This window comes from Salipiger pallidus (genome assembly GCF_014643635.1).
Lineage (GTDB): Bacteria > Pseudomonadota > Alphaproteobacteria > Rhodobacterales > Rhodobacteraceae > Salipiger > Salipiger pallidus.
Window position 1 is genome coordinate 63,641 of sequence record NZ_BMJV01000011.1, and the last position, 17,084, is coordinate 80,724.

A 17,084-nucleotide genomic window follows, 5' to 3' on the forward strand; every position below is an offset into this window, starting at 1 on the left:
AACTGACAGCAAGCGCCCGGGCGGTGGCCCGGGCAGGAGGGCAATTGCATGGCCAGCTCGGATCACTACGAAGACGTTGTCCGAACCCGTAGCGAAGAACGCTTCGCAGAGTTCGATCAAGGAGGGAAAGGGCCGGTCGCGCGTCTGCATGACGTGCTGCACAGCACCCCCGCCATCGTGCCGCTGATCGTTCTGGTCAGTGCCTGCGTGGTGTTCGGGCTGGTGCTCGGGTCGAAGTTCTTTTCGCCCTTCGCCCTGACGCTGATTTTGCAGCAGGTGCAGATCGTCGGCGTCCTTGCGGCGGCGCAGGCGCTTATCATCCTTACCGCCGGGATTGACCTCTCGGTGGGGGCCATCGCGGTGCTCTGTTCGGTGGTGATGGGCCAGGTGACCTTCCGCTACGGCGTGCCAGCGGGCCTCGCCGTGCCCATCGGGCTGGCCTGCGGCACCGCCATCGGCGCGATCAACGGCTGGCTGGTCAGCCGCGTGAAACTGCCACCCTTCATTGTGACGCTGGGCATGTGGCAGATCGTGCTGGCGGTGAACTACCTTTATTCCGCCAACGAGACCATCCGCGCGCAGGACATCGAGGCGCAGGCACCGTTCCTGCAGTTCCTCGGGGCCAAGGTAAACGTGGGCGGCGCGGTCTTCACCCTCGGGGTGCTGCTGATGCTCGTCCTCGTGCTGGTACTGGCCTATGCGCTGCGCTCGACCGCATGGGGCCGGCATGTCTATGCCGTGGGCGATGATCCCGAGGCCGCGCAACTGGCGGGCGTCGACCGTCACCGCACCATCATGTCGGTCTACATGCTGGTTGGCTTCATCTGCGGTCTTGCGGGCTGGGTGATGATCGGGCGCTTCGGATCGGTGTCGCCTTCGGCCACCACCGGCGTCATCGGCAACATCCAGGCAATCACTGCGGTGGTGATCGGGGGCATCTCGCTCTTTGGTGGGCGCGGCTCGATCCTCGGGGCCTTCTTCGGGGCGCTCATCGTGGGTGTGTTCGAACTGGGCCTGCGCATGGCCGGGGCGGACCCGCAGTGGACCTATCTTCTCATCGGTGTGCTCATCATCGCCGCCGTGACTATCGACCAGTGGATCAGGAAGGTGACAGCATGACCCGGCCCGTTCTCGAAGCCCGCGGACTCGTCAAGCGCTACGGCAAGGTGACCGCGCTCGACCATTGCGATTTCGACCTCATGCCCGGCGAGATCCTTGCCGTGATCGGTGACAACGGCGCGGGCAAGTCGACCCTCATCAAGGCGCTGTCGGGCGCGATCCAGCCCGACGAGGGTGAGATCAAACTTGAGGGCAGCCCGGTGCGTTTTACCTCCCCCAACGACGCCCGCGCCGAGGGCATCGAGACGGTCTATCAGACCCTTGCCATGTCGCCGGCGCTGTCCATCGCCGACAACATGTTCATGGGGCGCGAGCTGCGGATGCCCGGCGTGATGGGGCAGGTCTTCCGCCGCCTCGACCGGCGCAAGATGGAGGAGTTCTCGCGCCAGAAGTTGGCGGACCTCGGCCTGATGACCATCCAGAACATCAATCAGCCGGTAGAGACCTTGTCGGGCGGCCAGCGGCAGGGGGTCGCGGTGGCCCGGGCGGCGGCCTTCGGATCGCGCGTGGTGATCCTTGATGAGCCGACGGCGGCCCTCGGCGTCAAGGAAAGCCGCCGCGTGCTCGACCTCATCCAGGAGGTGCGGTCGCGCGGGATCCCGATTATCCTCATCTCGCACAACATGCCGCATGTGTTCGAGGTGGCCGACCGGGTGCACGTGCATCGCCTTGGCAAGCGCCTCTGCGTGATTGATCCGAAGGAACATTCCATGTCGGATGCGGTGGCCTACATGACCGGCGCCGCAGTGCCAGACGCGGTGGCGGAACCCGCCTGAGGCCGGACGTCCCCAACGCCTGACTGCGCCGCCCGTCCCCCGGGCGGCGCATGTGGTTTCAGCGGATGCGGATGGTGGTGCCCGAGCCATCATCGTGGAGGTGCCGCGTGCCGGGAACGCTCGGCTCCTGCGCCGCGAAATCGAGGCCCGTCTCACGCTCGCGCCGGGGTCCGGCCCCGACGCTCACCTGCTCGCTGATCTCAATGTGGTGGTTGCAGCCCCCGCTGGACAAGAACAGCGCCCGTCGCGGGTGGGGATCCCCGACCTTGAGGTGGCCTGCGGCGCACCGGTCCGGACCGGCAGCGGCAGGTCGGGCGAGCCCATGATCTCGTCCACGTCCAGCGGTTCGGCGCCATTATGCACCTCGCCATCCCGCCAACTCCGGTCTTGCTTGGGAGGGTGGGCGTAGATCGCGATGCCGTTGTCCTCGCGGTCGGTCAGGTCGTTGCTTCGCACGCCCGGTGGTTGGCGACCCGTCCACGGGCAGCCCTGTGATCACCACCACTGAAATCTAGCGTGCCAGATATTGCCGCGTGGGCAGACGGAAGGCGGTGTGCAAGCCGTTCTGGTACAACCCCGCCAGCGACAGGCCCTTCTGTTCGCGCAACGACCCCGGTGTAAACTTGCGGAAGCCCATCCGGATGGTATCGGCCGCCGGGGACATCTCGCGCGGTCCAAGCGCCTCCCGGTATCAGCCTGAGCAACGATCGCGGCCTCAGCGCCTGGAAAAGGCGGGCACGCAAAGCTGGTTGGATTAATGGACATGATCTTCGAGTTCTGGTGGGTGCGGGCGCCGTGCGGCGAGGCATGAAAACAGGGCCAGAACGCAAGAGCGTCCGGGATGTGGGACAGAAGATCAGACGCGTGGCGGCTTTGGGCCCAGCAGGATCGTGCGGCCCGAGCGCCAGTGCGGCCAGTCTGCAAAGGCCGGCGCTGCAGGTGCAACGCCGCGCCGGCCGAGACGGGGTGATCAGGCGATCTGGCGCTGGCGGCGCAGCAGCCAGACGATGATCTCGACGACTGCAAGCACCAGCATCGACACCCCCACCAGTGGGAAGAAGACGCCCGCGATCACCGCCATTACCAGCAGCCCGCGCGGGATGCGCCAGTCCGCCGGGACCTGCGGCACGCCGATGCGGCCCGAGGGGCGGCGCTTCCACCACATGGTGGCGGCGGACACGCACATGGCCACCATGGCAAGGCAGGTCAGCAGCAGCACGATTTGGTTCACCAGCCCGAACTCCTGTCCCATGTGGACGCTTACACCCCATTCGGCCCAGCGGCCCAGCGTGCCTAGATCCTCGAAGCCAGCGTCGTAAAGCACCTCGCCGCTGTACTGATCAAGGTGGATCACCCGCTCGTCCGTGATGTCGTCCGGGTAGACCGAGGCGGTGAAGACGCCGGTGGCACCTTTGGGCATGGAAACGCTGTAGCCCGGCACGAGGCCCAGCCTCTCGACAGTGGAGACCACGGTATCAAGGCCTTGCGGCACCCCTTCGGCGGCCGTGGAGAGCGGCACGGGCTGCTGCTCCATGATCCACGGCGCGCGGTCCACCGCGTCGCCCACGGGTTCGGTCGACACCGGGATCTTCGACCAGTAGCCATCGGGCATGCCCAGCCCAATTGCATAGGCGGTATCGTAGAATTTGGCCCCCCAGACGCCGGACCACGGCAGGCCGGTCATGGCGAGGAACACGATGAACCCTGCTGTATAGAGGCCTGTCACCGCGTGCAGATCGCGCCACCAGGGCCGGCCCCGGGCAGCCTTGATGCGCACCGTGCCGACATTGCGGCCACGCGGCATCCACAGGTAGAGACCGGTCCCCACCAGAAGGACCATCCAGCCTGCCGCCAGTTCGATCAGCCGGTTGCCGAGCCAGCCGACATATTCCAGCGAATGCAGCTTGCGCACCACGAACATGGCCGGGCTGCCGGCGGCGCCGCCATCCCACAGCGTGCCAAGCACGTTTCCGGTGTAGGGATCGACATAGACGGTGTCGCGCAGACCGTCTGCGCCGGTGATGTCCACCTCGGCGCTACGGTCCGGCGTCTGGGCAGGGGTGTAGGCCCGGAGGGTGCCGGGATGGGCGTCAAGCGCTGCAGCAGTTATCTGCGAGGGGGCGAGCGCTGTCTCTCCCGCTTCGACGAAGCGCAGGGGCGCGTGGGCCGCGTCGTTGATCTCGTCCTTGAAGATGTAGATGCCGCCGGTGATGGCGAGGATCAGCATGAAGGGCAGGACAAGCAGCCCTGCGATGAAATGCCAGCGCCACACGGCGCGGTACAGCGCGGCGCTTGCCGCACGTTGGGTTAGGTCGGTCATGATACCATTCCGATTGGCCCGCCTGTGGGAGGCGGGTATTGCAGGGCGGCCTCGAAGGCGGGGAAAAAGGAAGACAGGTTGGATCAGGCCTGTTCCGGTGGCGCCCGCGTCGAATGGTTGATGTTGCGCGCCTGCGCCGCCCGGTGCAGCGAGCGGCCCTGCCGCCAGTCATCATGCGGCACGTACAGGAAAACGGAGTGTCCGGGCCGCAGGGCAGGGGCCTCGGGCAGACCATGACAGAACGGGCAGCGGTGGTCATGCGATGCCTCGCCGGTGCACAGGTCGTGAACCCCGTGGCCGTAGCTTAGCGTGAAGGCTTCGCGCTCGGCGCTGCCCCGGTCCGGAGCCATCATCGCAGCTGACGTCATTCCGGTCACGGCCATGAAGAGGCCGAGCAGGATCGCCGGTAGGGATGGAAGCTGCGTGATCATCCTTGAGCTGATGCCACGGCTGCGCCCGCGAGGGAAGTGGGGCGCATGGCCACAGGCAAGGCGGATCAGCCCCGCGCCGCCATCACCACGGTCGAGACATAGACCTGCACCGGCGCATCCTCCTGATTGTACGTCACGCAGCGGATGCGCACGATGCCCCGATCCGGCTTGCTTTGCGAGACGCGGGCGGACAGGATCTCGATCTCGGCACGCAGGGTGTCGCCGGGGTAGACCGGGCGGGGCCATTTCAGCTCGTCCATGCCGGCCCCGATGCTGCCGCCTGTGGGGCGGAAGGGACTATCCACGTAAAGCCGCATGGTCATGGCGGCGGTGTGCCAGCCGCTCGCGGCCATGCGTCCGAAGATGCTGCTCCGCCCGGCTTCTTCGTCAAGGTGGAAGGGCTGCGGGTCGAAATCGGCGGCAAAGGCGCGGACTTCGTCCGCATCCACCAGCTTGGTGCCCGTGCGGAACACCTGCCCGACCTTCAGATCCTCGACATATAACTCTTTCATCCGCCTGCCCTTTCCTGCGTCGCGGCAGACCGTCCCCCGGCAGGGCAGGGGCGTCAAGGCAGCCGCGGCCTTCGTGACGCAGCGATCCTTGTCATTCGTACCGTTTGCGCACAAACATCGCGTCATTCCCTCCATCCCGTTAGCACCATCAAGGGAGCAGACATGCCGGCCATCATCACCCCGTGGCGCGCCGTTGCCGCCGCCTTCGCCCTGAACGGAATCCTTCTGGGCTGCTGGGCCTCGCGGATTCCGGCGGTGGTCTCGGACCTCGAGCTCAGTGAGAGCGCGCTTGGCGTGCTGTTGCTGTTCATGGGGGTGGGGGCGTTGGTGTCCTTCCCGGTAGCGGGACGGCTGTCGGACCACTTCGGCGCGGTGCGGGTCGCGCGATGGATCGCAGCGGCCTGCCTGCTGTCCATCGTGCTGGTTGGGCTTTCCGGGACGACCGCGCTTATGGCGGGCGCGCTGCTGTTCTTCGGGATGTGCCATGGGGCCATGGATGTCACAATGAACAGCTGGGCCAGCGAGGTCGAACGCCACATGGCCCGCCCGGTCATGTCATCCTTCCACGCCATGTGGAGCCTTGGCGCCGGGCTTGGCGCTGCCGGAGGCTACCTCGCCACGTCGACAGAAACCGGCGTAGCGCTGCACTTCACCCTCGCGGCGCTGGTGACCGGAGCAGTGTTCGGTCCGTTCCTTGCGCTGCGGTGGTCTTCGGTGATCCGTCGCAGCGTGCGGACGGGAGCGGTGTTCGCGTTGCCGCGCGGGCCGCTGATCGCCGTGGGGGTCGTGGCGCTTGGCTCGGGCCTCGGCGAGGGCGCGGTGACGGACTGGAGCGCGGTGTTCCTGCGCGATGCGCTCGGTGCCGACGAGAGCCGCGCGACGCTGGGCTTTGCCGTATTCTCGGTCACCATGGTTGCAATGCGCCTGTGCGCGGGCCCGATGATCGAGCGGCTCGGGCCGGTGACGGTGGCGCGGACGGGCGGTATCGTGGCGGCGGCGGGTTACCTTTTGTGCGTCCTGACCCCGGCGCCATGGGTTGGGCTTGCGGGCTTCATGCTGGTGGGGGTCGGCCTTGCGGCGGTGGTGCCCATGGCCTTCAGCCGCGCCGCCAACGACCCCGAGATCCCGGCAGGGCAGGCCATCGCCTCGGTGGCAACGCTGGGCTATGGCGCGATGCTGCTCGGCCCGCCTGCCATCGGCTTCATCGCCCATGCCACATCGCTCCGGGTGGCATTCCTCGTGGTTGCGATCTGCGCGGCGCTCATTGCGGTACTGGCGGGATCGCTACGGGCACCGGGCCTCGGCCGGGACTAGGCGCGACCGTCTACCGGGACCGCGACAGGCGGTTATGCTGCTGCTGCCCTGCTTGCCGCTAATACAACGGGGATATGTGCCTTGTGGTCAGGTCATAGGCTCATGGTCACGCGTCAGTCCTGACCCCGGCGCCCGCTTTGCATGGCCCTTCAGGCAGCTACATGACTGCGTTCAGGTGGTCTGAGCGAGACGCTCGGCCATATCCAGCATCCTGGCCGAGAATCCCGCCTCGTTGTCGTACCAGCCGAAGATCCTGAGCTGGTCGCCCACCCTTTGCGTTTCTGTCCGGGCGAGGATGAGACTTTCTGTCCGGCCCCGGAAGTCGACGGACACACAGGGATCATGGCTGCCACCTATGATATGCCCGTCGGTGATCGCATCAAGCAGCGCCTCGACATCACTGGCAGGCGCGGCGCACTGTATCACCGCATCTACGGCAGAAACCGAGATGGACGGAATGCGCGCGGCTGCGATGCTCAGCCGACCGTTCAGCGCGGGCAGGACGTTCAGCACCTGCGCGGCGGCACTGGTCGAGGTGGGCACGATAGATTCGTGCGAGGCGCGGCTGCGCTCGGGTGTTTCGCCGGGCCGGTCGGTGGTGGGTTGGCTGGCGGTGGCGCAGTGGATCGTGGTGACATGGGCGCGGGCGATGCCGCAGCGTGCGTCGATGGCCTGCAGAAGCGGCGCGATGGCGTTGGTGGTGCATGAGGCGTTCGAGACGATGCCCGCCGTCTCCGGAAGGGCGTCCGACGCGCCCATGACGAAGGTCAGGTCGGCCGCTTTCGATGGCCCCGAGATCAAAACCCGACTCGCCCCGGCATCGAGCCCGGCTCTTGCCGTGTCAGGGCTGCCGGCGCGGCCCGTGCATTCCAACACCATGTCAACCTCCGAGAGGGCCAACTGCCGCAGGTCGGACACCGCGTGGAACGGCATCCTGCGCCCCGCGACGATCAGCGCCTCCGGCGCCGTCTCTACCGGGACGGGGAAGGGACCGAAGACGCTGTCGTAGCGCAGAAGGTAGGCGCAGGTCTCAAGTGGCGCCACGTCGTTGATCCCGACGATTTCGATCGCGCGGCCCCCGGCGATGACCTGCCGAAAGACTGTGCGGCCGATGCGCCCGAAACCGTTGATGAAGATGCGGACGGGTCGTGCCATCATGAAACCTCGTGCAGTGGGCAGGGCATCTCCTTTTTGGTGATACCTTTCTCTGTTCCCAGTTCACCTACTACAGCGACAACCGCAAGCTCCTCTGAGCCCTCTGAGCCCTCTGAGCCCTCTGAGCCAAGTGGTGCCGCAGCTTTCGCCGTCAGGCAGGGAAGCCCACCGCCCTTCGCATCGGGCGTCAATGATCACTGGACGCCGCCTGCTAGTGGCAGGGATGGTCTTGAGCAGAGGTCGAGCGGCGCGTGAGATCCGTCATGGCGACGGCCGGTCCCGGGCCGTGCGCTCGGCTCCGGAAGGCGTCCGTGCGCCAGCGCCTGGGCGCAGCCAAGCCGCACGCACGGACGCTGCGCGCACGCCGCTGGCGTCGCCGTACCGCGCGCGCCGCCTTAGGTCTCTGCCAGCAGCGTGTCGATGCCCTGGAGCAGTGACAGCCCACCGCCAAGCACCACGCATTCGGGGTGAAGGACCAGCTGGATCACCAGAGAAGCCTGGCAAAGCAGGGCAAGCCACGCCTCTATCGGGCGCGCAGGGCCGGGACCCCATTTGCCATCGCGCTGCGCCGGGGTCTTCGGGTCGAGCAATCCGCCCGCCAGATGCAGCGCAAGCTCCAAGAGGTCCGGACCTGCCGCCAGCGTCTCGAAACATTCGGTCAGCCCGCAGCCGCAGCGCCGCCTGGGCAGACCAAGCCCTGCCGCCAGCGGCGCGCCGATGGGGAGGTGCCCGATCTCGCCGGCGAGACCCTGTAGCCCCCGTGATTGCAGAGAATACGCCCCGCCCCGTCCCGTGGATCAGTCCGAAGACATTGGCAAAGCCGTCGCCCGCGCCGCCACTCGCCTCGGACAGCGCAGAGCACTTGAGATCCCGCCCCGCGCCGCAAGGTCACGGGGGGAGGAGCTTGCCAGAGGCGGCTAGGTTGGCAGCGTGGAAAAGGCCGCTCTCACGGTTGCAGAACCCCGGTCAGCCCATGGCGATTTGCAGGCCCGCGAAGGACTGTCCACGCAGCCGTCCCACATGGTCTGAAATGGCATCGAGTAGCGGCTCATAGCTGCCGTGCGGCGTGTCGAGGCGGCGGGTGACCAGCCGTTCGCCTGCGCCCAAAGAGCGCGCTGCCTCGATCTTGGTGCCGCCAAGGTCGATCCCCCCGAGCAGCTGTGCCTGCGCGGGGCACATCGCCTCAGCAGATGTGGTCAGAGGTATCTGCATCCAAAAAATGCACCTTTGGGATGTCAAAGTGCACGGTCATCGCGCCGCTCCCGGTCTCTTTCTCACCGTGATTGAGCAGGTCATCAGGCCGCGCCCCAGCTCAGGGCAGTAGGCCGAAGTAGAGACAGGCTTTCGGGCCGACCAGTTCCGAGATCAGGATTTTCGCCTCAAAGGACTGCGACGTCGCTCCGCCTGCTGGGAAAAGGGCCATGAACTCTGGGCGCACGCCAGTCAACATACGCGCTTCCGGTGTCAGATCGAAGGGGATGCCGGTCTTCGCGAGCTGGCTCGCAGGCCTTGGGGTGTGGCGGAAAGGTCGGCATAGGCGAAGTTTATCGCCGAAGAGCCCATGAACCTGGCACGAACGTGTGGCGCGGGTAGAGGTAGAGCTGATGCGGGTCGTCGCATTGCTGCAGGTTGCTCGACAGGTCCACCGAAGGTGACGCGAACACCGCGACGCGGTCCCCGACGAACATCGCCTCCGAACATCGCCTCGTGCTGATCGTGGGTGATGTAGAACATAGTCGCTCTCAGCCGTTGGCGCAGCAGCTTCGGCCCGGCGCGCATCTGTACCCGCAGCGTGGCTTCGTGGTTGGAAAGCGGCTCGCCCATTGGGTAAATTTCTGGGTTGCGCACGATGGCGCTGACCGCCTGACAGCCTGCCGGGCCTGCGACCCAGCAGCGGTTCGAATTCGAGGAACGGCGCCGCCTCGAGCACTTTCTCCGTATCTCGGAATTCGGCGGCTTGCGCTGCCCCGGCGCGAGCGAGATGTTATCGTAGACCGTGATGTGCGCACAAAGTGCGCGGCTTTGGAACACCATGGCCGCATCGCCGTCGCGTGGGTCCATGTGGCTCACGTCGCGGTCCCCGAGGTGCATCGTGCCGTCGGTCAGCTCCTCAAACCCCGCGTTCATCCGCAGGAGTGTGGATTTGCCGCAACCGGAGGGGCCGACCAGGATGGGAAATTCCACGTCCTTTACGCCGATTGACACGTTCTCGATGGCGCTTCCTTGGCCATAGTCCTTGCCCACCGCTTCGATATTGAGCGATACCACGTTTCCTCCTTGGCGCTGCACGTCCAAGGAAAAATCCGTGGCGGCGCTTTGCTCGATGGCGTTGAGGAAGCGGGGTCACTTCCAACCGTCCTCGCCTTGGCCAGAAGTGGCGCGTCGTGCTGCACCGCGTCCAAGGAGCGGGCGATGGATCCAAGGGTGTCGCCCCCGTTGCGCCCGATCCCGGCTGGGGTTTCACCCAAGAGGGCCATGTAGCGCAGGCCCCCCCGGCCATCCGGCGATAGGCCCGGGAATGCGATGGGTCGGCCCGAAGTCGACCGTCCTGCAGACCCTTGAAATGCTGGACAATTTTATCATCTACACCGGGTCCCGCTACGGTGGGGCTCAGCTGCGCGAGTGGCTCAAGCCGCCAGTGTCGCGGCTGGTGCCGTTTCTGAAGGGACTGCACGTCAGCCTTGGGAAAGATGAACGGGAGGTTACCCCGCGGGGCGCCGTCGGCCTCATCATCAGCGACCAGCTTCAGATCGAGCTCTGAAGCTGGTGCGGTCCGCCGTCATTCGGCCGAGAGCTGGCTGCCTTCGATCACAAGAGGCGTGTAGTGATGTGGCAGCCGCATGGTGATGAGATCCTTGCGGCGCGTGACATTGGTTGGATAGGGCCCGCCGAGGTTCCCAAGGTCGATGTCCAGCGTGGCCATTCCCGGCGCGTTGAGAATTGCACTTTCCTGCCGTGGAAAGGCGAAGGTGTCGGCACCGAAGATGCCGCTCAGGCCCTGATCCCCGGCATTGGCAAAGGCGAAATGCAGGTTGTTCTCGCCGCTGCGGGTGCGGAAGGCATGCCAGTGGAACGGGTCCGCGCCCTTGGGGATCGGAAAGTTGTGCGGAATTGCGGTGCCCTCGTGCGCGCCGGTGAACCCCTGCGGGAGTGCGGCGGGGCAGGCGATGATGTCGCAGCCTTCAAGGCCCAGCACCCGTGCCGCTTCGGGCAGCAGAGCATCGGTGCCGGTCAGCAGGCCGACGCGCCCGAACGGCAGATCGAACCACGCCCACCGGTCCCCTGCGGTGGCCCAAGTGCGGTCTGCCAGTGACAGGTGGATCTTGCGGTAGCTGCCCACGCGGCCCTCTGGACCAGACAGCACCACGCTGTTGTAGGCCAGTTCACCGTCACGTTCGGCAAAGCCCGCGACCATGTGCAGACGGTGCCGCATGGCGATGCGGGTGAAGCCATCGACGGTGTCGCCGGTGATCGGCTCGGGGGTCTTTGTCAGGCAAAGCTCGGGTAGGACCAGCAGGGAGGCGCCCCTCGCCGCAGCATCGGCGGCATGGGACTCGATTATGGCCAGATTCCGGGCCGGATCGTCCGCCGGCGTGAACTGCGCCACTGCCAGCGTCGAGGCCGTGCCTTCGGGCAGCGGCTGGTAGCCGTAGAGACGGTGGTACTCGAGCGGGTTCCAAGTGAAGCTGTTGGTCATCAGCGTCTTGTACAGCTCGGGGCGGCGCATTTCGAAAACAGGCTCACCCAGCACCTCGCGCTTACGGGCGCGCGCCGGGTCGATCAAGCCGGTAACGATGGCATTGCCGCTGTCCACGCTGGCCTCGATGACGCCATCGGGCCCGATGATGCAGCTTCCGCCCGAGAACTGCACCGTCCGTTCCAGCCCCCAACGGTTCGATTCGACCACGTAGCAGCCATTCTCCCACGCTCGGGTGATCCAATAGGGGGCGGGGGTGCGTTCAGCCAGCCAGTTCGAGATGTGGCAGATCACATCGGCGCCCTGCAGGGTTTCCAGCCGCACGGTTTCGAAGAAGTGCAGGTCCATGCAGATGACGATGGCGATGCGGCCGATGGGGGTGTCGAACACCGCGTGCGCCTCGTCGCCCGACGCCGCCCATTTGGGCTCGGCAATATAGGGGTGTGACTTGCGGTGTTTGCCGACAATGCCGCCAGGCCCGATGAGCGCGGCGCTGTTGTAGTAGAGCCCGGTCACCTCGTCGATCTCGGGCAGACCCACGACGATATAGCAATCGTGCCGCCTGGCGATCTCGTGGAAGCGCGTTGTGGTGGGGCCGGGGATCGGTTCGACCTCCGGGGCGACGTCGGCGCGGTCATACCAGCAATAGCCGGTGGTGCCCATTTCGGGGGTGACGATCAGGCGAGCGCCATCCAGCGCGGCGCTTTCGCACATCTCCAGCAGGGTTGCGATGTTCCGCTCCTTTTCGAACATGGTGGGTTCGAACTGGATCGTCGCGGTCTTGAACGGGGCGGGAGAGGTCATCTGGTGGCTCCTTCGAGGGCGTCTCACATGCTTCAATATAATTGAAATGGAAAATATCTCAGATCAAGATAGTTCTCACTATAAGGCGCAGACGCCGCCACGACCTCAGCCGCCATCGCGGTGGGGCGAGTGAATCTCCCGTAAAATACCGCTTTGCGAGAGCCTTCCAGCGCAGTTCCGCTCATTTCATGCGCTGAAGACCAGGAATTTCGCACAACAATTAATCGTTTCCGCGCATGGGGCGCTTATCGTGACAGATAGATATTTGCCGTTTCCAGTAAATAGGGAAGCGTCAGCTCAGGTTCAAAACCAACAGGGGACAATAATGACCAAGCTCAGCAGACGTTCTTTCCTCCGCACCACTGGCATGGCGGGTGCGGCCTCGCTCGCCTCGCCGCTCATCGCGCGGGCACAATCCGACACCATCAAGATCGGCGGCCTTCACGACCTGTCCGGCGCGCTCGACTCAACCGGCGTTCCGATGAACCAAGTCTTCCAGCTGGCCATCAAGGAGATCAACGAAGCCGGCGGCCTGCTGGGCCGCGAAGTCGAGCCGGTGATCTACGATCCGCAGTCGAACATGTCGCTCTATTCGCAGTACGCCACGCAGCTGGCACTGAAGGACCGCGTCGACGTGGTCATGGGCGGCATCACCTCTGCCAGCCGCGAGACCATCCGTCCGATCTTCCACCGCTATGACACCTTCTACTTCTACAACACCCAGTACGAAGGCGGCGTCTGCGACCGTAACGAGATCACCCTCGGTACCACCCCGGCACAGACCGTCGCGCGCCTGATCCCGTACGGCATGAACCTCTACGGCAAGAAGGTCTATACTGTCGCCGCAGACTACAACTACGGCCACATCACTGCGGCCTGGGTCAAGCGCTACGTCGAGGAGAACGGCGGCGAGGTCATCGAGACCGAGTTCTTCCCGCTCGACGTGTCGCAGTTCGGCTCGACCATCTCGAAGATCCAGGGCGCTGATCCGGACTTCGTGCTGTCGGCCCTCGTGGGCACCTCGCATCTCGGCTTCTACCGCCAGTGGGCGGCGGCCGGCATGAAGGACCAGATCCCGGTCCTGTCCACCGTGTTCGGCGCCGGCGGCACCGAGCAGGTCATCATGACACCCGAAGAAGGCAACGGCATCATCTCGTCCTTCGGGTACTTCGAACAGATCGACAACCCGACCAACAAGGCCTTCCTCGACAAGGTGGCGGCGGAATACCCGGACAAGGACTGGGTGATGTCCGAGATCTCGGAAGTCACCTACGAGGGCGTAAAGATGTGGGCCGACGCGGTCGCCGAAGCGGGCACCACCGAGCGTGATGCGCTTCTAGAGGTGCTGACGTCGGGCAAGACCTACGACATGCCCGCCGGAGCGGTGAAGATCGACCCCAAGACCCATCACGCCATCCGCGACGTCTATATCGCCGAGCTGCAGGACCAGGTGTTCCAGATCAAGGAAAATTACCCTGACAGCCCGCCGACCGACACCCAGATGGTCTGCGATCTCATCGAGAACCCGGACTCGAACGAGCACTTCGAGATCAGCCTCTGATCTGAAAAGCAGGAGACGAGCATGGACTATACACTCGTAATCGCGCTGGAGATGGTGCGGGCCGTCGCATGGCTGGTGCTTCTTGCCTCTGGCCTCGCCATCATCTTCGGCATGATGCGGATCATCAACTTCGCCCACGGGGAATTCCTGATGCTGGGCGGGTACACGGTGGTGATCTCGACAGGAAACGGCGTTAACGAGTGGTTTGCCATGCTCGTCCTCGCCCCCCTCGTGGTGGGGATTTTCGGGGTGCTCGTCGAGCGGCTGGTGATCCAGAGGCTCTATGGGCGGATCCTTGACAGCCTGCTCGCGACATGGGGGCTGTCGATGCTGATGATCGGCGGCGTGACGATGATCTTCGGCAATTCGGTCACCGGGGTGGCGACACCACTTGGCGGCATGAGCATCGGTGACTACCAGGTCCCGCGCTACAACTTCGTCCTGATCTTCGCGGCGATCTTCCTTCTGCTGGCGATCTGGGCGGTTCTCAAGTTCACCAAGGCGGGGCTGATCGCCCGCGCCACCATGCAGAACCCTGACATGTCCGAAGCCTTGGGCATCCCGACGCGCTGGGTTTACATGGCGACCTTCGGCATCGGCTCTGCCGTCACCGGCTTTGCCGGCGCGCTGCTGGCCCCGATGACCGGCGTGGTGCCGACCATGGGCGTCAACTTCATCGCGCAGAGCTTCATCACCGTCATCACCGGGGGTGCCTCGGTCATCACCGGCACGCTGAGCGCCGCCGGGCTACTCGGCTCGATCAGCCAGGGCATGACCTTCCTCACCGGCCCGGTCTACGGCGATGCCGCGCTGCTGCTGGCCGCCCTCGTGCTGCTGCGGCTGCTGCCGCAGGGCATCACCGGCCGCATCTTCAAGAAATCCTTGTAAGGACTGGGACACATGGAAAAACCCGTTACCCGAGATCCCGGCTTCTACGTCATGGTGGCGATCGGCCTTGCCGTGATGTTCATCGCCCCGGTGATGCTGGATCTCTTTACCATCATGCAGATCACCCAGTACGTCGTACTCTCGGTCTTCGCCCTGTCCCTGGGCTACATCTGGGGCTTCGGCGGCATACTGAGCTTTGGCCAGGCGGCGTTCTTCGGCCTTGGCGCCTACACCTTCGCGGTGGCCTCGATCAACATGGGCAGCACCACCATCCCGATGGTGCTTGCCTTCATCATCCCGACGATCTTCGGCGCGGCGCTTGGCTACTTCATGTTCTACGGGCGGCTGTCGGACGTCTATCTCGGCGTGGTGACGCTGGTGGTGGCGCTGATCTTTTGGAAGCTCATCAACCACACCGCCGGTCCGGAGTATGCCATTGGCGAAGCGCGCCTCGGCGGCTTCAACGGCATCCCTTCGATCCCGACGCTGCACATTCCCGGAGATCCCGGCGCGTGGCTTGACCCCGGCCAGATGTTCCAGGTCTTCATGGGCTTCCTGATCGTCGTCTACGTGGCGCTGCGCTTCCTCATCGCGTCCGACTTCGGCCGTGTGTCGGTCGGCATCCGCGAGAACGAAACCCGCGCCTCACTGCTGGGCTACGATGTTCGCAAGCAGAAGGTCATCGTCTTCGCCATCGGCGGCGGCATTGCCGGTGTCGCAGGGGCCATGTGGGCCACCTATCAGGCCTTCATCGACCCCAACTCGGTGTCCATGGAGATGTCGGCAAAGGCCCTCGTCTGGGTCATGGCGGGCGGTGTCGGCACCCTCGTCGGTCCGATTATCGGCTGCATCCTGCTGCAATGGCTGACGCTGCAGCTGGGGACCGTGGACGTGGTGAACTCCATCGCGGTGCTCGGCGCGATTATGATGGTCCTCGTCCTCGCACTGCCCAAGGGCATCGTGCCGACCACCCAGTCGCTGCTGCTGGGCGGATACATCCTGTGGAAACGCAACCATGGCTCTGCCATGCCCGGAAAGGCGGTGAAGGAATGAGCGAGCACATCCTGAGCACCTGCGGTCTGACCATGCGCTTCGGCGGGGTCACGGCGGTGGACAACGTGGACTTCAACCTGCGCGACGGTGAACTGCGATGCCTGCTGGGGCCGAACGGGGCAGGCAAGTCCACCTTCTTCAAGTGCCTCACCGGCCAGCTGACCCCGACCGAGGGCAAGGTGACCTTCTCGGGGCAGGACATCACCGGCGCCCTCACCCACGACATCGTCAAGAAGGGCGTCGGCATCAAGACGCAGGTGCCCAACGTCTTCGACGGCATCACCGCCTACGAGAACGTGCGTCTCTCGGCCCGCCGCAAGCACCTGAAGCCCATGGCGAAAGAGCTGACGATGAAGACGCTTGAGCGGTGCGGCATCACCCATCTTGCCAAGCGCGAGGTCGGTCTGCTGTCCCACGGTCAGCGTCAGCTGGTCGAGCTGGCCATGGTGCTGGCGGGCGAGCCTAAGCTGATCCTTCTGGATGAACCCGCCGCCGGGATGACCGGCGATGAGCGCGACCGCCTGGCGCAGCTTGTACTGGAATCGGCGCGCTCGGCGGCGGTGGTGGTGGTCGAGCATGACATGGCCTTCATTCGACAGATCGCCAAGTTCGTCACCGTCTTCAACCGAGGCGCTATCTTCCGCGAGGCGATGATCGACGACATCATGCAGGACCGCGAAGTCCAGGAAATCTATCTGGGGAAACAGGCCAATGCTGCTTGACGTAAAGGGACTTTCGGCCGCCTACGGGCTCGTTCCGGCGCTGCACCGCGTCGATTTCCACGCCATGCCGGGGGAGGTCGTGGGCATCCTTGGCCACAACGGCATGGGCAAGACCACGCTGATGCGGTCCATCATGGGCTACGTGAAGGTGACGGGGGGCGAGATCAGTTTCGACGGCCAGTCGATCCTCGGCACCGCCGTCAATGCGCGGGCCAGGATGGGCATCGGGCTGGTGCCGCAGGGCCGGCAGATCTTTCCGAACCTGTCGGTGAAGGAAAACCTCGAAGTCGCCATCCCCGGCGGCAAGGCGGAGGTCGCGCGCACCGTCGACGAGATGCTGGACCTCTTCCCGCGCCTCAAGCGGCTGCTCGACCGTCGCGGCGGGGCGCTCTCGGGCGGGGAACAGCAGCTTCTGGCGCTGGCCCGCTGCCTTGCGCGGCATCCGCGCCTGATGCTGCTCGACGAGCCGACCGAGGGCATCCAGCCGTCGATCATCGACGAGATCTCGGACACGCTGGCCGCCCTGACCAAGAAGATCGACATCACCATCGTGCTGGTCGAACAGAACCTCGACTTCATCACCGGGCTGTCGGACCGGGTCTACGCGATCTCGAACGGCGTGCTCGACCGCGAGATTCCCAAGGCCGAACTCACCGACGCCGGCGCGGTCAGCGCCTTCATGGGCTTCACCGCCTGACCCCGGGGGCGCGGGAGGCGCCCCCTTTTGACAAC

The 17,084-nt window shown here is 65.2% G+C and carries 17 protein-coding genes and 1 pseudogene; 9 read left to right on the top strand and 9 right to left on the bottom strand.

Going from position 1 to position 17,084, the window contains the following annotated elements:
- The first annotated feature begins 48 nt into the window (after nucleotides 1-48).
- Together IEX41_RS19575 and IEX41_RS19580 are read left to right on the top strand one after the other, a co-directional pair.
- Nucleotides 49-1,119: an ABC transporter permease gene (locus IEX41_RS19575; protein ID WP_188792016.1), complete on the top strand. Its 1,071-nt coding sequence runs from the start codon at nucleotides 49-51 to the stop codon at nucleotides 1,117-1,119.
- A complete protein-coding gene (locus IEX41_RS19580) occupies nucleotides 1,116-1,895 on the top strand; it encodes an ATP-binding cassette domain-containing protein (protein ID WP_188792017.1) in 780 nt (259 codons plus the stop codon). Before IEX41_RS19575 ends, IEX41_RS19580 begins: the two co-directional genes overlap by 4 nt.
- A 183-nt stretch (nucleotides 1,896-2,078) precedes the next feature.
- Here the strand turns inward: IEX41_RS19580 and IEX41_RS19585 are convergent, their stop codons facing one another.
- From IEX41_RS19585 to IEX41_RS19600, 4 genes are all read right to left on the bottom strand, one after another.
- The gene (locus IEX41_RS19585; RefSeq protein WP_188792018.1) at nucleotides 2,079-2,351 is read right to left on the bottom strand and encodes a hypothetical protein; all 273 of its coding nucleotides are present in this window, start codon (nucleotides 2,349-2,351) and stop codon (nucleotides 2,079-2,081) included.
- 514 nt (nucleotides 2,352-2,865) lie between these two features.
- Nucleotides 2,866-4,215, bottom strand: coding sequence for a PepSY-associated TM helix domain-containing protein (locus tag IEX41_RS19590; protein ID WP_188792019.1), 1,350 nt, complete (start codon nucleotides 4,213-4,215; stop codon nucleotides 2,866-2,868).
- Between the two features lie 83 nt (nucleotides 4,216-4,298).
- Entirely contained in the window at nucleotides 4,299-4,646 is a 348-nt protein-coding gene (locus tag IEX41_RS19595; protein WP_188792020.1) for a hypothetical protein, read from the bottom strand.
- Between the two features lie 65 nt (nucleotides 4,647-4,711).
- Nucleotides 4,712-5,158: a MaoC family dehydratase gene (locus tag IEX41_RS19600; protein ID WP_188792021.1), complete on the bottom strand. Its 447-nt coding sequence runs from the start codon at nucleotides 5,156-5,158 to the stop codon at nucleotides 4,712-4,714.
- 162 nt (nucleotides 5,159-5,320) lie between these two features.
- Between IEX41_RS19600 and IEX41_RS19605 the strand changes: the two genes are divergently transcribed.
- On the top strand, nucleotides 5,321-6,472 hold the full coding sequence (locus IEX41_RS19605; protein WP_188792022.1) for an MFS transporter: 1,152 nt from the start codon (nucleotides 5,321-5,323) through the stop codon (nucleotides 6,470-6,472).
- Between the two features lie 171 nt (nucleotides 6,473-6,643).
- Here the strand turns inward: IEX41_RS19605 and IEX41_RS19610 are convergent, their stop codons facing one another.
- The 4 genes and pseudogenes from IEX41_RS19610 to IEX41_RS19625 form a co-directional block, all read right to left on the bottom strand.
- Nucleotides 6,644-7,627, bottom strand: coding sequence for a type I glyceraldehyde-3-phosphate dehydrogenase (locus IEX41_RS19610; protein WP_188792023.1), 984 nt, complete (start codon nucleotides 7,625-7,627; stop codon nucleotides 6,644-6,646).
- A gap of 395 nt (nucleotides 7,628-8,022) precedes the next feature.
- A pseudogene (locus IEX41_RS19615) lies at nucleotides 8,023-8,409 on the bottom strand (ROK family protein); the annotation flags it as partial.
- Between the two features lie 184 nt (nucleotides 8,410-8,593).
- Entirely contained in the window at nucleotides 8,594-8,839 is a 246-nt protein-coding gene (locus IEX41_RS19620) for an acetate and sugar kinases/Hsc70/actin family protein (protein WP_188792024.1), read from the bottom strand.
- A 252-nt stretch (nucleotides 8,840-9,091) separates the two neighbouring features.
- A complete protein-coding gene (locus tag IEX41_RS19625; protein WP_229673399.1) occupies nucleotides 9,092-9,916 on the bottom strand; it encodes an ATP-binding cassette domain-containing protein in 825 nt (274 codons plus the stop codon).
- Nucleotides 9,917-10,190: 274 nt separating this feature from the next.
- On the opposite strand from IEX41_RS19625, the gene IEX41_RS19630 reads away from it, so the two are divergent.
- On the top strand, nucleotides 10,191-10,388 hold the full coding sequence (locus tag IEX41_RS19630; RefSeq protein WP_188792026.1) for a hypothetical protein: 198 nt from the start codon (nucleotides 10,191-10,193) through the stop codon (nucleotides 10,386-10,388).
- An 18-nt stretch (nucleotides 10,389-10,406) separates the two neighbouring features.
- Here the strand turns inward: IEX41_RS19630 and IEX41_RS19635 are convergent, their stop codons facing one another.
- Entirely contained in the window at nucleotides 10,407-12,128 is a 1,722-nt protein-coding gene (locus IEX41_RS19635; RefSeq protein ID WP_188792027.1) for a nitrilase-related carbon-nitrogen hydrolase, read from the bottom strand.
- Between the two features lie 325 nt (nucleotides 12,129-12,453).
- Between IEX41_RS19635 and IEX41_RS19640 the strand changes: the two genes are divergently transcribed.
- Genes IEX41_RS19640 through IEX41_RS19660 form a run of 5 tightly spaced genes read left to right on the top strand, consistent with a single transcriptional unit; the run spans nucleotide 12,454 to nucleotide 17,049 of the window.
- Nucleotides 12,454-13,689 carry a transporter substrate-binding protein gene (locus tag IEX41_RS19640; protein WP_188792028.1) on the top strand — a complete coding sequence of 412 codons (1,236 nt, stop codon included), beginning with the start codon at nucleotides 12,454-12,456 and terminating at the stop codon, nucleotides 13,687-13,689.
- A gap of 21 nt (nucleotides 13,690-13,710) precedes the next feature.
- On the top strand, nucleotides 13,711-14,577 hold the full coding sequence (locus IEX41_RS19645) for a branched-chain amino acid ABC transporter permease (RefSeq protein WP_188792029.1): 867 nt from the start codon (nucleotides 13,711-13,713) through the stop codon (nucleotides 14,575-14,577).
- A 12-nt stretch (nucleotides 14,578-14,589) separates the two neighbouring features.
- Nucleotides 14,590-15,630, top strand: coding sequence for an ABC transporter permease subunit (locus IEX41_RS19650; RefSeq protein ID WP_188792030.1), 1,041 nt, complete (start codon nucleotides 14,590-14,592; stop codon nucleotides 15,628-15,630).
- The gene (locus tag IEX41_RS19655) at nucleotides 15,627-16,352 is read left to right on the top strand and encodes an ABC transporter ATP-binding protein (RefSeq protein WP_188792031.1); all 726 of its coding nucleotides are present in this window, start codon (nucleotides 15,627-15,629) and stop codon (nucleotides 16,350-16,352) included. The genes IEX41_RS19650 and IEX41_RS19655 overlap by 4 nt, the downstream gene beginning before the upstream one ends.
- Nucleotides 16,342-17,049 carry an ABC transporter ATP-binding protein gene (locus IEX41_RS19660; RefSeq protein WP_188792032.1) on the top strand — a complete coding sequence of 236 codons (708 nt, stop codon included), beginning with the start codon at nucleotides 16,342-16,344 and terminating at the stop codon, nucleotides 17,047-17,049. The genes IEX41_RS19655 and IEX41_RS19660 overlap by 11 nt, the downstream gene beginning before the upstream one ends.
- The last annotated feature ends 35 nt before the right edge of the window (nucleotides 17,050-17,084 follow it).